This window comes from Paenibacillus pabuli (genome assembly GCF_039831995.1).
Taxonomy (GTDB): domain Bacteria; phylum Bacillota; class Bacilli; order Paenibacillales; family Paenibacillaceae; genus Paenibacillus; species Paenibacillus pabuli_C.
The window spans coordinates 1,905,817-1,923,930 of the sequence record NZ_JBDOIO010000003.1 but is presented as its reverse complement, the minus strand read 5'-3'; the positions used below and the strand labels follow the sequence as shown (position 1 = coordinate 1,923,930).

Annotated in this window: 12 protein-coding genes; 9 read left to right on the top strand and 3 right to left on the bottom strand. The window is 49.3% G+C overall.

From position 1 onward, the window contains the following. Positions 1-223 precede the first annotated feature (223 nt). From ABGV42_RS10580 to ABGV42_RS10545, 8 genes are all read left to right on the top strand, one after another. Positions 224-2,908 carry an adenosylcobalamin-dependent ribonucleoside-diphosphate reductase gene (locus ABGV42_RS10580; protein WP_347381622.1) on the top strand — a complete coding sequence of 895 codons (2,685 nt, stop codon included), beginning with the start codon at positions 224-226 and terminating at the stop codon, positions 2,906-2,908. A 587-nt stretch (positions 2,909-3,495) separates the two neighbouring features. After that, on the top strand, positions 3,496-5,580 hold the full coding sequence (locus tag ABGV42_RS10575; RefSeq protein ID WP_347381621.1) for an acyltransferase family protein: 2,085 nt from the start codon (positions 3,496-3,498) through the stop codon (positions 5,578-5,580). A gap of 203 nt (positions 5,581-5,783) precedes the next feature. Further along, complete coding sequence (locus tag ABGV42_RS10570) at positions 5,784-7,097, top strand: extracellular solute-binding protein (protein WP_347381620.1); 1,314 nt, start codon at positions 5,784-5,786, stop codon at positions 7,095-7,097. Positions 7,098-7,268: 171 nt separating this feature from the next. Beyond that, positions 7,269-8,147 (top strand): carbohydrate ABC transporter permease, encoded by an 879-nt coding sequence (locus ABGV42_RS10565; RefSeq protein ID WP_095287994.1) that lies wholly within the window; start codon positions 7,269-7,271, stop codon positions 8,145-8,147. Between the two features lie 39 nt (positions 8,148-8,186). After that, positions 8,187-9,041, top strand: a complete 855-nt coding sequence (locus tag ABGV42_RS10560; RefSeq protein ID WP_347383200.1) for a carbohydrate ABC transporter permease — start codon at positions 8,187-8,189, stop codon at positions 9,039-9,041. A 29-nt stretch (positions 9,042-9,070) separates the two neighbouring features. Further along, positions 9,071-10,822: a cache domain-containing sensor histidine kinase gene (locus tag ABGV42_RS10555; RefSeq protein ID WP_347381619.1), complete on the top strand. Its 1,752-nt coding sequence runs from the start codon at positions 9,071-9,073 to the stop codon at positions 10,820-10,822. Beyond that, positions 10,819-12,402: a helix-turn-helix domain-containing protein gene (locus ABGV42_RS10550; RefSeq protein ID WP_347381618.1), complete on the top strand. Its 1,584-nt coding sequence runs from the start codon at positions 10,819-10,821 to the stop codon at positions 12,400-12,402. Before ABGV42_RS10555 ends, ABGV42_RS10550 begins: the two co-directional genes overlap by 4 nt. 79 nt (positions 12,403-12,481) lie before the next feature. Then, positions 12,482-15,058 (top strand): beta-mannosidase, encoded by a 2,577-nt coding sequence (locus ABGV42_RS10545; protein WP_347383199.1) that lies wholly within the window; start codon positions 12,482-12,484, stop codon positions 15,056-15,058. Positions 15,059-15,149: 91 nt separating this feature from the next. On the opposite strand, the gene ABGV42_RS10540 is transcribed toward ABGV42_RS10545, so the two are convergent. Continuing rightward, entirely contained in the window at positions 15,150-16,262 is a 1,113-nt protein-coding gene (locus ABGV42_RS10540) for an FAD-dependent monooxygenase (RefSeq protein WP_347381617.1), read from the bottom strand. Between the two features lie 251 nt (positions 16,263-16,513). Then, a complete protein-coding gene (locus tag ABGV42_RS10535; protein WP_175399801.1) occupies positions 16,514-17,038 on the bottom strand; it encodes an NAD(P)H-dependent oxidoreductase in 525 nt (174 codons plus the stop codon). Positions 17,039-17,227: 189 nt separating this feature from the next. Between ABGV42_RS10535 and ABGV42_RS10530 the strand changes: the two genes are divergently transcribed. Next, positions 17,228-17,710 carry a MarR family winged helix-turn-helix transcriptional regulator gene (locus ABGV42_RS10530; RefSeq protein WP_347381616.1) on the top strand — a complete coding sequence of 161 codons (483 nt, stop codon included), beginning with the start codon at positions 17,228-17,230 and terminating at the stop codon, positions 17,708-17,710. An 87-nt stretch (positions 17,711-17,797) separates the two neighbouring features. Here the strand turns inward: ABGV42_RS10530 and ABGV42_RS10525 are convergent, their stop codons facing one another. Beyond that, positions 17,798-18,097, bottom strand: coding sequence for a hypothetical protein (locus tag ABGV42_RS10525; RefSeq protein WP_347381615.1), 300 nt, complete (start codon positions 18,095-18,097; stop codon positions 17,798-17,800). Positions 18,098-18,114: the final 17 nt, after the last annotated feature.

The following is an 18,114-nucleotide window of genomic DNA, read 5'->3' as shown; positions in this document are numbered from 1 at the left end:
GATGCCCCAAAAAATTCACAAATTTTGAATGAGAGAGTTTGATGGCGTAAGAGGGAGCTTGTCCAAGTACAAGGCGAATAGAAAAAATAGCTGTGACTTAAGTCACATGGAAAATCAACATATGGTGTACTATACTGGATATAAATCACTATATATGGTGTTTTGGCATATTTTAAACGTATAATAGAAATGCAATGGGATTTTTGGGGAGGCTGCAATCATAATGACTATGAACAAATTGTCGCACAAGCTGGAAGGACTCAGTGAAAAAATATTTTTGGATCGTTATGCCTGGAAGGATGCCGATCCAAACCATGCCAAGGCAGGAGATGTTGTGCTCGTTCTGACGAAAGATGACCCGAAGTTTCCGACAAAGGAAGTGGGCGAAATCATCGAACGGCAGGGTCAGACGGTGAAAGTGAAGACTCGCAGTGGAGAAACGATCCAGACGGAAGTGGAGAAGCTGACGCTTACTATAGAAAAAACACCGGAAGAGATGTGGGACCGCCTCGCGAGAGCAATGGCGTCTGTAGAATCCACTCCGGAAGAGCAGCAAAAGTGGCAATCCAAGTTCCGGGCTGTACTGGACGATTGGAAGCTGGTTCCCGGGGGACGAATTGCTGCTGGTGCGGGGGCTAGCGATGAGCTGACACTCTTTAATTGTTATGTTATTCCTTCTCCCGAGGACAGTCGGGGCGGCATTATGAAAACGTTGACGGAGATGACGGAGATTATGGCTCGCGGTGGTGGCGTTGGCATCAACCTGTCGTCACTTCGTCCACGTCGTGCAGTTGTTAAAGGAGTTAACGGATCCTCCAGCGGTTCGGTATCGTGGGGTGGCTTGTTCAGTTATACCACTGGATTGATTGAACAGGGAGGCAGCCGCCGGGGAGCACTCATGCTGATGATGAACGACTGGCATCCGGATGTGATGGATTTTATTACCGTCAAACAAACGATGGGGCAGGTCACCAATGCCAATCTGTCAGTATGTGTGAGCAACGCGTTTATGGAAGCCGTCAAACAGGACGGGGACTGGGAGCTTGTTTTTCCGGATACGAGCGATCCCGATTATGACAACGAGTGGAACGGGGATCTGCAGCAATGGAAGGAAGCAGGGCGCCAGGTTATCCATTACCGCACGCTTAAGGCCCGGGATATATGGCGTACGATCATCGAATCGGCTTGGAAATCAGCGGAGCCGGGTGTTGTCTTTATGGAGTACTACAATCAGATGTCCAACAGCTGGTATTTTAATCCGATTATATGTACCAATCCATGCGGAGAACAAGGTCTGCCAGGATGGGGCGTCTGCAATCTGTCGGCCATCAACTTATCCAAATTTTACGATGAAGCCAGTCATGATGTAGCGTGGCAGGAGCTGGCAGAGACAACACGCATTTCAGCAAGATTTTTGGACAATGTGATTGATGCGACGCCTTATCATTTTGAAGAAAATCAGAAGAATCAGCAGCGGGAGCGACGGGTTGGACTTGGCACGATGGGCCTGGCAGAGCTGATGATCAAGCTTCGCATCAGGTACGGCAGTCCGGAATCACTGGAATTCCTGGATAAACTGTATGGTTTTATTGCGAAAGAGGCATATCTCGCATCAGCAGATATTGCGGCAGAGAAGGGAGCATTTCCTGCTTTTGAATTAGAGCCATATTTACAGAGTGGATTTATGAAAAATCTGGTTGGAACTTACCCCGAAGTGGGAGAGGCCATCCGGAAGAAAGGGGTTCGCAATGTAACCCTAATCACACAGGCCCCAACAGGAAGCACGGGAACAATGGTGGGTACGTCGACAGGAATTGAACCCTACTTTGCTTTTAAATATTTCCGTCAAAGCCGGCTCGGTTACGATGAGCAGTTTGTCCCCATTGCCCAGGAATGGCTGGATGAGCACCCTGGCGAGGAACTGCCCGACTATTACGTAACGGCGATGGATCTGTCAGCCGAAAATCATATTCGGGTACAGGCAGCAATTCAACAATGGGTGGACAGCTCCATCTCGAAGACGGCTAACTGTCCGGCTGATTTTACTGTAGAAGATACAGCACAATTGTATGAGCTTGCTTTTGATCTCGGTTGTAAGGGAGTCACGATCTACCGGGATGGCAGCCGCGATGTACAGGTCCTGTCCACGACGAAGAAGGAAGAAGCGAGTAGTGAAGGAAGTAACGAAACAAAGGAAGCTAATCCTGTTAAAGATCCGAGTCCAGTCAAAGAAACAAATGCGGTAAATGAAACGACATCTATCTCATCAGCGCCTTTGGAGACAGAGAGTAGTGACAAAGTAATCGTAGCAGCTTCGTCTCCTGCCAAAGTACTGGATAAACAGTACAAGAGTCGTCCACAGGTACTGCGGGGAGCAACGTACAAAATAAATACTCCGTTCGGCATGGCTTACATTACGATTAACGATCTGGATGGCATTCCGGCAGAGATCTTCCTGAACGTGGGTAAAGCCGGTTCAGATGTATTCGCCATGGCGGAAGCACTGGGAAGAGTGTGCTCGCTGTTCCTGCGATATGGTGACCACGGACATAAAGTGGAGCTGCTTATCAAACATTTGAAAGGCATCGGTGGTTCGGGAGCGATTGGCTTTGGTGTTAACCGGGTGGAGTCCATCGCAGACGCAGTAGCCAAGGCGCTTGAAAGTCATGTACAGAGTACAGCTCAGGTGAATGCATCCTCTACTCTCGAAGATGCAGACCAGACTGAGAATAGCTTTCCTGAATCGGTGAATGTGAACCAACCTTCAAATGCTGCGGGTACAGAGAATGAAGAATTCATAACCTATACAGCATCGAGAGACCTGTGTCCTTCCTGTGGTTCAGCTTCATTGATTAACATCGAAGGCTGCAAGACGTGCAGCCAATGTGGATACAGCAAATGCAATTAGGAGAATAGACGTAAGCCCGTTTTTTAACCTAATAATGAGTCAAAGGGTGACCAGCACTTTGGTCGCTCTTTTTTTGTATGATAAATGAAACCAGCGAGCTTCGGAGGATTTTCAACTAGAAGATGCCGGGACGGAAGAGAGGATTCAGCCTTTCCACCTCTGGGGTCCTAGGCACCTGGAAGCATTTATGGGCAAAACTTTCAATCCGGTTGGAGATAGGTTTATAATGGATAGTGGCTGCTGAGGAAGTGGGCGGTCTTTTTGTATTGATATGGCAGTGAGGTAATATTACCCAGTCCAAGAAAAAGACTGTATTAAACGACAATTTTGGAGTATGATTTTACAGCTATACATGCTGGCAGGAAAGGTTACATCGTTTCACCACTTTGTAACTACTACTGTAATTTATCTCGCTGCGCTGGAGCGTATAATGCTAAGCGTGAGTGTTGATCGATATATTGGAAATGAACGACGAAAGGTGCAATACGTATGTTAATGACAACCAGAATCACGATGCGAAGCGAAGTTGATTTGCAACCGCCCCAGACATCCATGACGTGGGCCCGAAGCAACAAGGAGGGGCGCACATGTCACAAACGTTGAAAAACAGGCGTCATATGAACGGACTGGATGGCTTGCGGGCCATTGCTGTGCTTGCTGTGATTGGATATCATCTTAATCTGAGTTTTATCCCCGGCGGTTTGCTCGGTGTCGGGATTTTCTTTGTTTTATCAGGTTATCTGATTACAGATATTCTTGTGTCCCAATGGCAGGAACATGGACGCATTTCACTCGGTGATTTTTGGGTGAGACGAATCAGGCGTCTGGTGCCTGGTATGCTTACCATGACTGCCGTGGTAATGGTCTGGCTGCTCTTTACAGATCCTTCCCGTCTGGCTGCCCTGCGTGGGGACGTCATTTCGGGTGTATTATACATAAGCAATTGGTGGTATATCTTCCACCACGTATCCTATTTTGAGAGTTTTGGTCCGCCATCACCGTTCGGGCATTTCTGGTCGCTCGCAGTGGAAGAACAATTTTACCTGGTGTGGCCGCTGCTTCTTGTTCTATCAATTAAGCTGTTCAAAAGAAAGGGATGGCTCGTTGTCTTCATTGTTGTAGCCGCTGAGTTATCTGCGGGCGCAATGGCGATCATGTACAATCCGGATCTGGACCCGAGCCGTGTATATTATGGTACGGATACGCGTGCTTTTGCCTTGCTGGCCGGGGCAGCGCTGGCTGTTGTGTGGCCAAGCCGCAAACTGTCCTCCTCCCTTGCGAGCCTTAATCGAGCCGTGCTCGATGTATCGGGCTTGGCAGCGCTGGCTCTGTTGGTCTACATGATGATGAACAGCAGTGAATATGAACCTTCGCTCTACCAAGGCGGGATGGTACTTCAAGCCATAGCCACAACGCTGCTGGTCGCTGTGCTGGCTCACCCTTCTTCGATTCTGGGACGCCTGATTGGTGCAAAACCGCTTCGATGGATTGGGGAGCGTTCCTATGGGCTCTATCTCTGGCATTATCCTGTAATTGTACTGACAAGTCCTGTGGTCGATACGGGAGGTCTACATCCGGTTCGAATGATTCTTCAAGTGGCAGCCACCGTAGTGCTGGCTTCACTATCATTGAAGTTCATTGAGAATCCAATCCGATATAACGGATTCCGTGACACCTGGTCCCGGCTATGGGGCAGAGGGCGGAACAGTATTGGTACGCATCAGATATGGTTGAAGCGGGGCGGACTGGTGATGTCTGTTCTGTTTATGTGCTTCACCGTGTCACAGATGATGATCTCATCTGCGGCGAACTCCGATTCACATTCTGTATCGATGTCTACCACATTGAATGGAGAACATGCTGTGCATGAGGAGATCGGACAGGACGTTCTTCCGGCTCCCGTTGATACTGCAGGGTCCGGTCAGAAGCCGTCACCGCAGAAGAACGACAAGCCTGCAGATGCCGGTGGCAACCCGCAAGACATGCCAGCAGAGCAGACGTCGAAGCCGGATACGCCCTCCCCATCGGAAGAACCGGCATCCAATGAAGGAAATGGAACGGCTTCTGATGAGCCAAACCAGACTGCTGAAGAGGCTGCTGGAAATACAGATCATGCCGATGAGGACGGAACCGATACAGTAGAGAACCCTGATCAACCGGGAGAGGCTTCGCAAGAGGATGGAGACGCAGCTCCTCCTGCTGAAGACGGCAAGATCCACTATACCGTGATAGGGGATTCGGTCATATTGGACGCCAAGCCTTACTTGGAACAGCATATGTCCGGGGTACACGTGGACGGTCATGTTGGCCGTCAGATGTGGGAGGCAGCCGATGTCCTGGACGGGCTCAAGAGAAACGATCAACTGGGCAATCAGGTTGTACTTGAACTTGGAACCAACGGTTCATTCAATTCCAAAAGCCTGAATTCAGTGCTTGATTACCTTAAGGATGAGAATCATGTATATCTGGTTACTGTACGGGTCCCACGTCCTTGGGAACGAACGGTTAACAAAGCACTGGACGAAGCAGCCTCATCTTACAGTAATGTTTCCCTCATTGACTGGAACAGTGCAAGCGAAGGGCATAACGAGTACTTCGAGAAAGACGGCGTACATTTGACGAAGGAAGGCTCGGAAGCTTTTGCGGCACTTATCAAAAACAGCTTGAAATAAACTGAACTTATTCTTTTTCATATGAAATAGATTATTTGCGTAAAGAGCTCTCACGTCGAGAGCTTTTTTGTTTTAATCGCAAGTGATGGGCTAGTGGGGCATCCGATATTTTTCACCCCTGCATCCGTGGATCGTCACCTTACGTTATGATAACGTTACCATTTACAATTAGGGTATTCAATCAGCCAAGGGGGAGTATAGAGATGTTAAGAAAATGGCTTTCGGGTTTTGTAGCAATTGCCTTGTTTTCGATGGTACTCGCGGCCTGCAGTGGCGGTGATGCTTCGGAAGGAACGGGCAGCAACGATAAAGTCACCGTTACGCTGTGGCATAACTGGACCGGACAGGATGCAAAGGCAGTAGCCATGCGAAAAATCATTGAAGATTTCCGGTCATCACATCCCGATATTGAAGTGGTGGATGAGGGCTTGCCTACAGACGGTCTTAAAACAAGGCTCCGTACAGTAGCAGCTGCGAACGAAATGCCGGACCTGTTTGTCATGTGGCCGGATGCCATGACCAAAGAGTTTGTAAAAGGTGATCTGCTACAGCCCATCAACACAGAGCTGGATGCAAAGCCGGAGTGGAAGGACAACTTTATCCCGAATGCACTGGATGGATACACAGTTGACGGGAACATCTACTCTGTGCCGATGAATCTGGCACCGAGTTCCTTCATTTATTACAATGAGGCGCTGTTTAAACAGTATAACGTCAAAGTTCCTGAAACATGGGCCGAGCTGGAGCAGGCCATTGCAACGTTTAATGAAAATAAGGTTATTCCAATGGCGCTGGGGAACAAGGCGAACTGGGTTGCACAATCAACGATCTTCAGTACGCTGGCTGACCGGATTACGGGTACAGATTGGTTTCTGAAAGCAGCGGCTCAGGATGGTGCCAGTTTTACCGATCCGCAGTTTATCGAGGCGTTAAACAAAATGCAGGAGCTTGGTAACAATAAAGCATTTCAGGATGGATTCAACAGTATTGACGAAACACAGATGATGCAGCTGTACTTTCAGGGGAAAGCAGCGATGGTCATGAATGGTGGATGGGCCCTCGCGAACCTGGTGAATAACGCACCTGCAGAAGTATTGGACAACACGCATATTACGATTCTTCCCCCAGTGGATGGTGGACAGGGAGAGCCAAGAACAACCTCAGGCGTGGTAGGTACCGGGCTTGGTGTAAGCAAAAAGCTGAGCGGTGCCCAAAAAGAGGCAGCCATGGAGCTGTTCTATGCCCTGGCAGGACCTGAAGGTCAGAAGGCTACGCTGGACAGCAGTACACTTGTCAGCTACAACATTGACCTGGACAAATCCAAGGCACATCCTTTGTTCGTGGAGTTGTATGACTTGATGCAGGAAGTGAAGATTAATCCGGTTTACGATTCCAAGCTGGGGTCGGCAACGGTTGAGGTCATTAATAACGGATTGCAGGAACTGCTGATGGGCGGCAAAGCGGAAGATATCGCTGCCAAAATCCAGGCTGCCCAGGCCAATGCCACAGGCAACTAACAGACTGGATGACAAATGGGTCATGAGTTGAAATGCCCAGTGATTCGTACTGAATGAGACTGGCTGAGCAGTTATTGCCCCTTCCCGGCAGGGGAGGGGTTTTCCGTTCTCATTTGCAAGATCCATTGTACGAAGGGGATAGGTAAGGCATTAATGAAGGGAAGTGAAGGAATGAACGCACTGCGCAGTCGTCGTTTTATCATGCTGGGGCTTGCTCCGGCAGTCATCATATATGCATTGTTTGTATTTGTGCCGGTTGTATGGTCAGCCTATTACGGCTTCTTCAACTGGTCCGGCATTGGGGAGTCCAAGTATATTGGTCTGAATAACTACGTGGAGATCTGGCATGACCCGGTATTCTGGCGAGCACTGAAAAACAACGTCATTTTTGTCTTGGCCTCCGTGTTTGGGCAGATTCCATTAGCGCTGATGCTGGCAGTCATATTGCACAAAAGTAATCCCCTGCAGCGCTTTCTGCGCTCCGCTGTCTTCCTGCCGATGGTTTTGTCTACGGTGGTCATCGGCATGATCTGGCAATATATCTATCATCCGCAGATCGGAATCCTGAACTTCCTGCTGGATGCGCTCGGGCTGGAGAGCTGGAAACTGCAATGGTTATCTGACGACAAGATAGCGATCTTCTCTCTGGTACCGCCACTGTTGTGGAGCTTCGTTGGTTTGTACCTTATTATTTTCATCTCTGCGCTGCAAAACATTCCGGGTGAAATTCATGATGCTGCCAAAATCGACGGCGCATCGGGTATCCGTAAGCTGGTGTCGATCTCTCTGCCCATGATCTGGGGCACCGTGCAGGTGGCGATCATTCTGTGCATTTCGGGCAGTCTGAAATCGTTTGATCTGGTGTACATCATGACCAAAGGTGGTCCAGCTCATGCAACCGAGCTGCTCGCTACGTATATGTATAATTCAACCTTTACGACCTACCGTTACGGTTTCGGTAGTGCGATCTCGACAACCATCGTACTGATCTCCCTGCTGCTCATCGGAACAAGCCAGTGGGTGACCAGTCGCAAGAGAAAAGAGAACTAGAAGAGAGGAGGAACTGTAATGAGTACGACACCTGTAACGATGCCATCGCCGGGAAGAGCCTCAAGCCATCCGGTTCGCCGGCTACGCAGCGGAATTGTTTGGACGCTGCTGACGGTGTATGGTATTTTAACATTGTATCCGTTTTACTGGCTGGTGATTAGTGCGTTCAAAACGAATGAAGATTTCTACAGCAGACCATTTGGCTTGCCGGCCCAATGGAATGTGGCCAATTTCAGCAATGCATGGGAAAGCTCCAAACTGGGGACGGCGTTTGGCAACTCGCTGGTTGTATCTCTGGGATCATTGATTTTGACATTGTTTATTGCAGCTCTTGCTTCATTTATCCTGGCACGATTCCAGTTCCGCTGGAAAGGGCTGGTCATGACCTTTTTCGTTGTAGGCATGCTGATTCCCATTCATAGCACACTGGTTCCTTTGTTCATTTTAATGAAGCAGATGTCCCTGTTGAATACGTATTGGGCATTAATCCTGCCATATACGGCGTTTGCATTGCCAACAGCCATCTTTGTACTGACGGCTTATCTGACAAGTGTACCGCGTGATATTGAAGAGGCAGCTTTTATCGATGGAACAGGCCTGTGGGGACTGTTTACCCGAATCATGCTGCCGATGTCAGTGCCTGCGCTGTCCACCGTTACGATTTTGAGTTTTTTGCATGCTTGGAATGACTTTTCGTTCGCACTCGTGTTTATTAACAAAACAGGATTGAAAACGTTACCGCTGGCGATTGCAAACTTCGCAGACGGATACCAGACGGATTATGGATTAACACTGGCCGCCATGACGCTGTCGGTTATTCCGACCATTATTCTATACCTTGTTTTTCAGGAACAGGTTATGAAAGGCATGACGGCTGGAGCGGTTAAAGGGTAAACGAAAGCGCATCCAGAGGAGGAAAAGAATTGGGAAGCTGGCTCACATCTTCGCTGCAGAGGAAGCTCTCGGTTGTCGTAACTGCCTCCATGATTGTGCCGCTTCTGGCGCTGGGTCTGTTCGCGTTTCTGATCTCTTCCCGCATTACCGAGCAGAAGACGAAACTGTCCGGTATGGACACACTGAAACAGGTGGAAGCCAATCTTCGCTATATGCTGCAGGATGCCGAGAATATTTCGATTTTCCTGATTGGAGAGCGCGATATTCAGCAGTATCTGAGCCGCAATGAAGATCATGAACTGGACCGCGTGGATATTGTCGGCAGGATGACCAATCTGGCAGCATCTAAGAAATATATTGCGAATATAGCGATATATCCGGATCGGTTTGATGCTGTACTGACAACTGCGACCTGGTATGAACCGGGTACTTCCGATCCTCCAGCTCCTCGTGGCGATGCGGTCAAAACGTGGACCGGCGTCTACCCGGTCCGCAACTATGCAGGGATACAAAATGTGATCACCTTATTGCGTCCCATCCGCAGCATTCATGATTATCGGCCCATCGGATGGCTCGCCATCAGCCTGGATGAAAAAGCGATTTCCAAAGACTGGGCCGCGCTTGGGCTTGGCAGGGGCGAAGGCCGTTTGGAGCTGATCGGACGATCTGGAGAGATCCTGTCTTCCATGGATAAATCCCGGCTTGGGCAGACGCTGGAGCAGGTCGAGCCGGGAGTGAAGACGCTGATTCAGCAAGGTGAGAGCGGGACAACCACGTATGGCAGCGGAGATAATAAACGGACGCTACTCTATTATCCGGAACAGCTGACGGGATGGACGTTGACCGGAACAGTACCTTACGATCAGTACAAGTCTGAGAACGGTTATATTCTGATACTCACGGCTGTAGCCGTAGTTGCTTCGGCTGTCATCTGCGCAGGACTTGTCTGGTTTACCGTCCGCCGCGTGACAAGGCCGCTCCGTGTGCTCACCAGGCATTTGTCCCGTATTGACCCGGATCGGCCGCTGCCCTTGTTCCGATCTGAAAGTGATGATGAGATCGGCAGACTGGGAGAGAGTTATAATCTGCTCGGCGCACATATCGAGAGCCTGAAGGAAGAGGTCATACGCGGTGAAGCCCGCAAGAAAGAAGCAGATCTCAGAGCACTTCAAGCACAGATCAATCCCCATTTTCTGTATAACACCCTTTCGTCCATTCACTGGATCGCCCTGATGTCGAAAGAGAGCCGGATTGCAGATATGGTAGAAGGCTTAAGTGATTTCCTGCGCATTAGCTTGAATAACGGCAAGGATTTCTGTCCGGTTGGACAGGAGATTGCCCATATTCAGCATTATGTGCGGGTGCAGTCCATCCGCTTCCCCGATAAATTTTCGGTGCATTATATTGTGGATCCCGCATTGGAGCAGCGGATGATGCTGAAGCTTCTGCTGCAGCCGCTTGTTGAGAATGCCATGGTACATGGTATTCAGCCCAAGGATGGCACGGGAACGATTACCATCATGATACGTCAAGACCAGGATGAAGCACGAATGAACATACTGGTGCTGGATGATGGCGTCGGCATGGAACAGGAGAGGCTGGAACAGTTGAGGGAAAGACTGCCGGAAGTGAATCCCTCTGCTGGTGGTTACGGGATTCACAACGTAAATGAGAGATTGCTGCTCCATTATGGTGCGGTCTCTCAACTTGAAATGGACAGCCGGATTGGCGGGGGGACCCGTATTTCATTTTCCATACCCTTTCTGGAGGAATCGCCATGAGACTACTGATTGTTGATGATGAAGTTATCATCCGCACCGGACTTGCCAGCGTTATTGCCTGGAGCGAGCTGGGGATTGATCTCCTCACACCTGCAGCCTCGGCAGAAGAAGCGTTATCCCGGTTGGCTGAGGAACGTCCGCACATTCTGATGACTGACATCCGTATGACTGGCAAGACCGGGCTTGAGCTTGCAGATGAAGGGCTGCGATTGCTGCCAGAGCTGGAGGTCATTATTTTGTCCGGTTACGATGACTTCTCTTATGCTCAGCAGGCGATTCGCCAGGGCGTGACGGATTATTTGTTAAAAACGAGCAAACCGGAAGAAATCATCAAAACGGTTCTTCAGGCCAAACAAAGAGTTACGGACCGCTGGGCAGAGAAATCCAAGGAAGGGCGACTCTTACGGGAGAATCGACAGCGGTTGTTCGAACGGTGGGTTATTGAAGGTGATATGAATACAGGTTCGTGCCCAGCATTTTTGAAGCCGGAAGCGGCAGACCTTGCTGTTTCTTCATTGGATGGGTGTCAGGCCTACCAGCAGGTGTTCGTTATTCGTGCGCAAGGATGGAGTCGTTCTTCTGCTGCGCTTTTAAGATTTGCTGTGCAAAACATGCTGGAAGATATGCTGCCTGGTGCCGTTACCCATATTCAAAAGGAACAGATTATCGGCGTTATGCAGTTAACGAGCAGGCAGCAGGAACTACAGAACATACTGGGAACGGTAGTCAATCATGTAGAGCGGCTGCTGAAATGTACGCTGCGTGCAGCCTTAGGCCATCCGGTTTGTGGAGAGGTACACCTTCACGAAAGCTATTTAACGGCATCCGCAGCTTTTCAATATCTGGGTTTGTTGGAGGATAAGATCTGGAGCATCGAGGATGTAAAGCACCGCAAGGGTGGCAAAACATTACTCACGCATGAAGAGGAAACCGTGCTGGGGACGCTTTTGCTCGATAATGACCCTGTCACCTTGACCTCATGGACACGAGAGCTTGTAAAAGGTCTCATGATGGACCCAGAAGTAACGCCGGAATCGTTTAATGCCTGTTTGCATTCTGCGGTCATCGCAGGACACCGCTGGCTGGTTCGCACAATGCGTGCAATAGGAAGGGAAGAGCCTGCGCGATATGAACCATGGCTGCCGGAACCCGATGCAGATGCTGCGGACCTTCGGGATATGCTGTTTCACCATTTATATGGCCTGATGCATACATATTATAGCCAAATGGGCCAAGGGCAGGCTACGCATGTGCAAAAGGCCATTGCCTACATGGAATCCGGGTTGGCACAAGAAATCAGCCTTCAGCAGGTGGCAGGTCAAATCCATTTGCATCCGGGACATCTCAGCGAGCTGTTCAAGAAAGAAACAGGTATAACGTTTGGGGACTTTGTAACAAATATGCGTATACGGCGGGCAATGGAGATGCTGGCAGTCTCTCCTGCAAAAGTCAGTGAAGTCGCTGCCATGAGTGGATATGAAGACGTAAAATACTTTAGCAGGCTGTTCAAAAAACATACAGGCAAGACCCCGAGTGAATTTCGCGAAGAGGCATATGCATTCAAGCCTTCAGGAAGCTAGCAGATACACATGGTTGCGCTTGTTTCTGCAAACGTTTTCGGTGCGGAATGATTCAGGGATCTGGGGAGCGAGGCATATGATGAAGAAGAATGATTCTAGTCAGGATTTGTCAGGTCAATGGAAGATACAGCATTTTGAAGTCGGGGAAAAGCGGGCCATGGACATTGCGGCTGCTGCGCTGGATGACCGCTTCTGGGTCGGGGCGGAAGTGCCAGGGGATGTTCACTCGGCATTGGTGGCGAGGAGAGTCATTGATCCGCCATACTACGGACATAACGATGCCAAAAGCCGCTGGATCGAGCAAAAGGAATGGTGGTACCGCTCCACCTTTAACCTGGTGAAGGGGGAAGAAGACCAGGAGTATTTCGAACTTGTCTTCGAAGGTTTGGATACATTTGCAACGGTCTACGTGAACGGGCATGAAGTGGGGAAAACAGCCAACATGCTCATGTCCCATACCTTCAATGTAACGACACTGGTCCGTCATGGGTGGAACGCTATTGCAGTTCGATTCGATCCGTTATCTCTGCACAACCGTGACAAAGAGACATTCGATTGGTCATCCTATACGAAGGAACGGCCATGGCTGCGCAAGGCAGCAATGAATTTCGGCTGGGACTGGGGACCGCGCATGGTTACCGTTGGCATCTGGGGCCCAGTTCGGTTGGAGAGACGCAGGATGGCGAAGCTGGATAGTGTGTTTGCCCGGACCGAGTCCGTCAGCCAAGGACAGGCGGTTATCAACGTTACGGCAGAAGTAAAATCGGTGATGTCCTTCCGAAGCAGACAGCAACTGAAGCAGGCTGTGATCACGACGTGCGATGTCCGGTTGTTGGATGCGGGCGGTGACGAAGTGGTTCGGGCTGATGCGCTGACTGTACAAGGTGGACAGGCGGATACGACACTGATTGTGCCATCACCGCAATTATGGTGGACACATGATCTGGGTGAACCGTACTTATATACGCTGGAGGTCATTCTATACGCCGATGGAACTGAAGTAGACCGTTATAGCGAGCCCTATGGAATACGAACCATTGAACTTGCCCTCCACAATGAACAGGGAGAAGACGCATTTGCTTTTATATTGAATGGAATCAAGATATATGCCAAGGGAGCAAACTGGATACCTGCTGATCATCTGATCGGAGCCATCTCCCCCTCAAGATACCGGGAGCTTATTGAGCTAAGCGTGGAAGGAAACATGAATATGCTGCGAGTCTGGGCAGGCGGCATCTATGAGAAGGATGTCTTTTACGATGAGTGTGATCGGCAAGGGGTGCTGGTGTGGCAGGATTTTGCTTTTGCGAATGCATTATTTCCTGACTTCAATCATGATTTTATGGAAAATGTCAGATGCGAAGTTGAAAATAATGTGATCAGGCTGCGGAACCGGGCATCACTTGCCCTCTGGTGCGGCAATAACGAGATTGACTGGCTTTACGATATGAAGTCTGCCAGCGGAGACATTACCAGTCCGTTCTATGGGGAACTGATCTATCATGAGCTGATTCCTGAGGCACTGGAACGTCTGGATCCGTCCCGTCCGTATTGGCCGTCTTCGCCGTTTGGAGACAAGGGTGGCAGTGATGCTAATGATCCGGACGTGGGTGACCGTCACAACTGGCAGGTATGGCATGGTTCTGTTTATCCAAGAAAACACGGTGAACCGCCGCTGCTCGACTACAGCATTGAAGGTGTGACGTTCAAAAATTATAAAAAGGACCATGCCTTGTTCAGCAGTGAATTCGGCATGCATGCCTCGGCTAACCGCTATACGCTGGAGAAAAATATGCCTGAAGGGCAGTTCTACTGGGGCAGTCCGGAGATGGCCTATCGCAACAAGGATACCAATCACCAAAAGGGTATTCTTCTGATGGAAGGTTACACGGGAATTCCGCAAAATATTGAAGAGTACATGAACTACTCGATGCTGACTCAGGCGGAAGGCTTACGGTACGGAATTGAACATTTCCGGCGGATCAAGCACCGGAATAGTGGCGCGCTTGTGTGGCAGCTGAACGACAGCTGGCCGGGAACGAGCTGGTCCATGATTGATTATGAGCTGCTGCCCAAGGCATCCTTTTATTATGGGAAGACTTTCTTCCATCCGGTCCTGCTATCTCTGGAACATGAGCCAGGTGAGCCCCTTGCATTGTGGGTCGTGAACGATAAACTTGAGGTGTTAAGAGGACAGCTTCGGGTAAATGTATATCAATTGAATGGGGAGAACATCTACTCAAATACACTACATGTGGAAGTTGAAGCCCAATCTTCTTCAAAGGTCGGAGCATTAAGCGAGGCAGCCGTGTTGCAGGGCAGACGTGCGGAAGAAGTCATGATTGAACTGGTATCGGAGGGATTTGCTGCCCCGCTTAACCGATACTTTCTCCGTGATCCGAAGGATATCGTGCTGCCGCAGTCCCAGCTGAGTGTGCATGTGAATGAGGAGGAACAGTCAGTAACCGTCACAGCCAGCGGTGCCATTGCCAGATTGGTCAAACTGGAACTCCCGCTGGGACGTGTCCGGTTCAGTGACAACTATTTTGACTTGCTTCCAGGCGAGAGCCGAACAGTATATTTGCGTCATCCCGAGAAAAAGTCCCTGCCGCTGCAGGAGCTTCGGGTTAGTGCAATGAACGGCAGCGAAGTGTAATAACAAAAATGAATCAAAACAGCCGAGGGCTTCAGAACAGAAGCCCTCGGCTGTTTGATTTTAATTATAAGCTATCGATATTGATCGGTTTCTAGCGCAGGGATACATAACGCTGTTGAAAGGATGATTCCATCTCAACCTGACGGGCCAGCTGCTGTTTCACTTTGTCGCCGCGAATCACTTGCAGCTGCCTCAGGGATTCCGTAAATTGGAATTGATCAGACGCCATCCGAATAATGATCTCTGCAAGTACATCGGCATCTTCAAGTGCTGCATTGAGTCCAAAGGCTCCCGTAGGGGTCATGGTATGTGCTGCATCACCGAGCAGAACCACATTATCCTGAGTCCATGACTCGCTGTAACTGCTCTCTACGGATAACAGTACAAAATCGCTCCAGGTCTGAATATGTGCAGCGACCGATTCTGCAAGACAAGGGAAGGCTTCCACAAGTTGCTCCACAAAAGGGGCGAAGGGTTGTTCGCGCAGCTTGGTGAAGGATCCTTGTGGAATATTCCAGCCAATCTGTACAAAACCGCCGTATTGGGAGAAGAGCGCCAGCTGCTGACCGTTCATGCTCGCCATGCGAACCGCTGGTTCCCAGCCTGAAGGCGCAGGAATTCGGGCCCATAGCAGATCATACCCATGTTTCCGTATATCCGGGGTGAGCCTGGAGTGTTTGCGTACAGCCGAATATCGCCCATCCGCTCCCACAATAATGGCTGCTTCAATAGAAGCAGGAACACTATTTTGCCGAACATTGATCCCAACCGTTTTTCCTGACTTATCCCTGAGCAGTCCGGTCATCACGGTATTAAGTAGCAGCCTCTCATGATTGTGCGGCAGGGCCTGAGATTGTGACACAATAAAATCCAGCAGGTGATCCTGCGGTACATGGATGCCCACATGCGATTCTCCCTCAGCGGGGTAAACCGTGTGGATAATCTGTCCGTTCTCCCAGTATTGAATCTGTTCCAAAGGCATGGCCCCAAGCTGAGCTACACCCGAATATAGTCCATGCTTGCTCAGTACAGCTTCGCCGTCCTGGTTAAGCAGTTCACCGCGAAACGACTTGTGCAGATGAGGCTGACGCTCGATTAATGCTGTTGTTATTCCTTGGCGGTTCAATAAGTAAGACAGGAGGGCCCCGCCTGGTCCTGCTCCAACAATACAGACATCTACTTGTAATGGATTATTGTCATTCATACCTAAAATTCCCTTGCTATGTTATTATATTACTTTCTGACAACAAATTTATAAAAATAATTAAGTAACTAAAAGTAACTTTAAGATATTAGCTATTATAAACAAATCTGCAGCGGTTTTGCAATAGGCGGTTGCAACTTCATTTGGAGTGGACTCAAGCCTGCGATGTTTCTCTGCTTCGGAAAAGCGAAGTGCAGGGATTCAGGCTTGAGAACAATAAAGTAAGGTACATCAGTCAAAGGATACAGGGTCTAGGTGATAAGACGATTGGTGATCCGGGCGACACGTTCTCCGAGGGCCCTGCCAAGGGCAATACCTTGATCGCTCAGCAGAACATCACTGTCCACCGGGCAGGTAACCCCCACACCATAATAGGAACCATATAAGGCGTTGTCGGCAAAGTTTCCTGGCAGCCCGGTTATAATCATTCCTTGATGCAGCATTGGGGTCAGCAGATGAAGTAAGGCTGATTCAAGTCCACCGTGTTCGGTGGCAATCGTACAGAAAACAGCACCTACCTTATCCACAAGTTTACCTTCAGCCCATAGGTAACCAAGCTTGTCGATCCATTTCTTCAGACCGGAGCTGATTGAACCGAAATGACCGGGACATCCCCATATAATGGCGTCCATTTCCACGAGTTTGTATACATCTGCCTCTTCGGTGGAATGCAGGTGAACGGTAGCCCCGTGCACACTGGCTGCCCCTGCAGCAATCGCCTCAGCCAGCGCTTGTGTATGCCCGCCCTCGCTGTCGAAAACAATATAAATGTTCATGCTCCAATACCTCCTCAAGATCAATCATTTATCATGCTATGAGGTAGCTTGTCACATGTATCGCAAAAATAAGCATGAACTTTAGAAACAACGATTGATATTATGGAGCAAGCGCATTTTTCACAAACAAAAAAGTACAAATATGTTACAATGTAAGGAAGGTTATGATGAAAGGCAGGAGGAACGTTTATGAGCCCGGATACGGAGCGAAACTCTCAATTGGCAAACATTGATCAATTGTTGGAGGCCTTCTTCAGATACAAAAATAAAGTATTGGACCAGCAGCAGAAAACAGAAACAAACTGCAAACTGAATCCGACTAAGAGTCATATATTGGGCATGCTTCTAAGGGAACAGCGCTGTATGGCTGTCGATGTGGCAAGGCAGCTCAGCTTATCATCCGGGGCTACTACCATTGTCTTGAATCAGCTGGAGAGTGAAGGATTGATTCAGAGGGTACGCAGTGAAGAGGACCGAAGAATTGTGTGGCTGTCCTTGACGGAAGATGGAGAACAACTGGCCAAATCCCTGAATGCCAACCGTGGACGTATGACATGGGAACTATTACAAGCGCTTACGGAAGAAGAGCAGCAGCAGATGGTCGGGATGCTTAAGAAAATTGAACTGAAGCTGTTGGAAAAAATGAAAGCTTTGGAGCAAACACATCGTTGATAAATGCCATTGAAGCGTCAGTCTTCAAGGTTCGTCCCCGGTGGGACGAATGTTGAAGGCTGACGTTTTTTATTTTCAAACTGATGATTACAGATGGAAGCGCTGGATATGTTCAGTCAGCCCGATCTCCATCAGAATTTCTTTTTGTTTCTGTCCTAGCAGGTCAAAATGGGGAAAAGGTTGACGTCGATGGATATAGCGCGGATCAAGACCGTGTTCCAGACACCAGTGTTCGAGCCGTTCCAGGTTTGAGCAGCCTACTTTGGTTACACTTGTCACACCGGGGAAACGTGGATCTATCCAAAAATGAGTAAGATACGCAAGTTCACCGCGTGATACACGGTCTTTCCATTCTGACAACTCCTGCCGATTAATTCCAAATGCCATAGTTACCAAGTTCCTTT

Excerpts from the sequence above, each read along its gene's own strand:
- ABGV42_RS10535 (WP_175399801.1), bottom strand. The coding sequence starts at position 17,038 with ATGAACATTTATATTGTTTTCGACAGCGAGGGCGGGCATACACAAGCG.
- ABGV42_RS10565 (WP_095287994.1), top strand. The coding sequence starts at position 7,269 with ATGAACGCACTGCGCAGTCGTCGTTTTATCATGCTGGGGCTTGCTCCG.
- ABGV42_RS10575 (WP_347381621.1), top strand. The coding sequence starts at position 3,496 with ATGTCACAAACGTTGAAAAACAGGCGTCATATGAACGGACTGGATGGC.
- ABGV42_RS10580 (WP_347381622.1), top strand. The coding sequence starts at position 224 with ATGACTATGAACAAATTGTCGCACAAGCTGGAAGGACTCAGTGAAAAA.
- ABGV42_RS10550 (WP_347381618.1), top strand. The coding sequence starts at position 10,819 with ATGAGACTACTGATTGTTGATGATGAAGTTATCATCCGCACCGGACTT.
- ABGV42_RS10570 (WP_347381620.1), top strand. The coding sequence starts at position 5,784 with ATGTTAAGAAAATGGCTTTCGGGTTTTGTAGCAATTGCCTTGTTTTCG.
- ABGV42_RS10525 (WP_347381615.1), bottom strand. The coding sequence starts at position 18,097 with ATGGCATTTGGAATTAATCGGCAGGAGTTGTCAGAATGGAAAGACCGT.
- ABGV42_RS10545 (WP_347383199.1), top strand. The coding sequence starts at position 12,482 with ATGAAGAAGAATGATTCTAGTCAGGATTTGTCAGGTCAATGGAAGATA.
- ABGV42_RS10540 (WP_347381617.1), bottom strand. The coding sequence starts at position 16,262 with ATGAATGACAATAATCCATTACAAGTAGATGTCTGTATTGTTGGAGCA.
- ABGV42_RS10530 (WP_347381616.1), top strand. The coding sequence starts at position 17,228 with ATGAGCCCGGATACGGAGCGAAACTCTCAATTGGCAAACATTGATCAA.
- ABGV42_RS10560 (WP_347383200.1), top strand. The coding sequence starts at position 8,187 with ATGCCATCGCCGGGAAGAGCCTCAAGCCATCCGGTTCGCCGGCTACGC.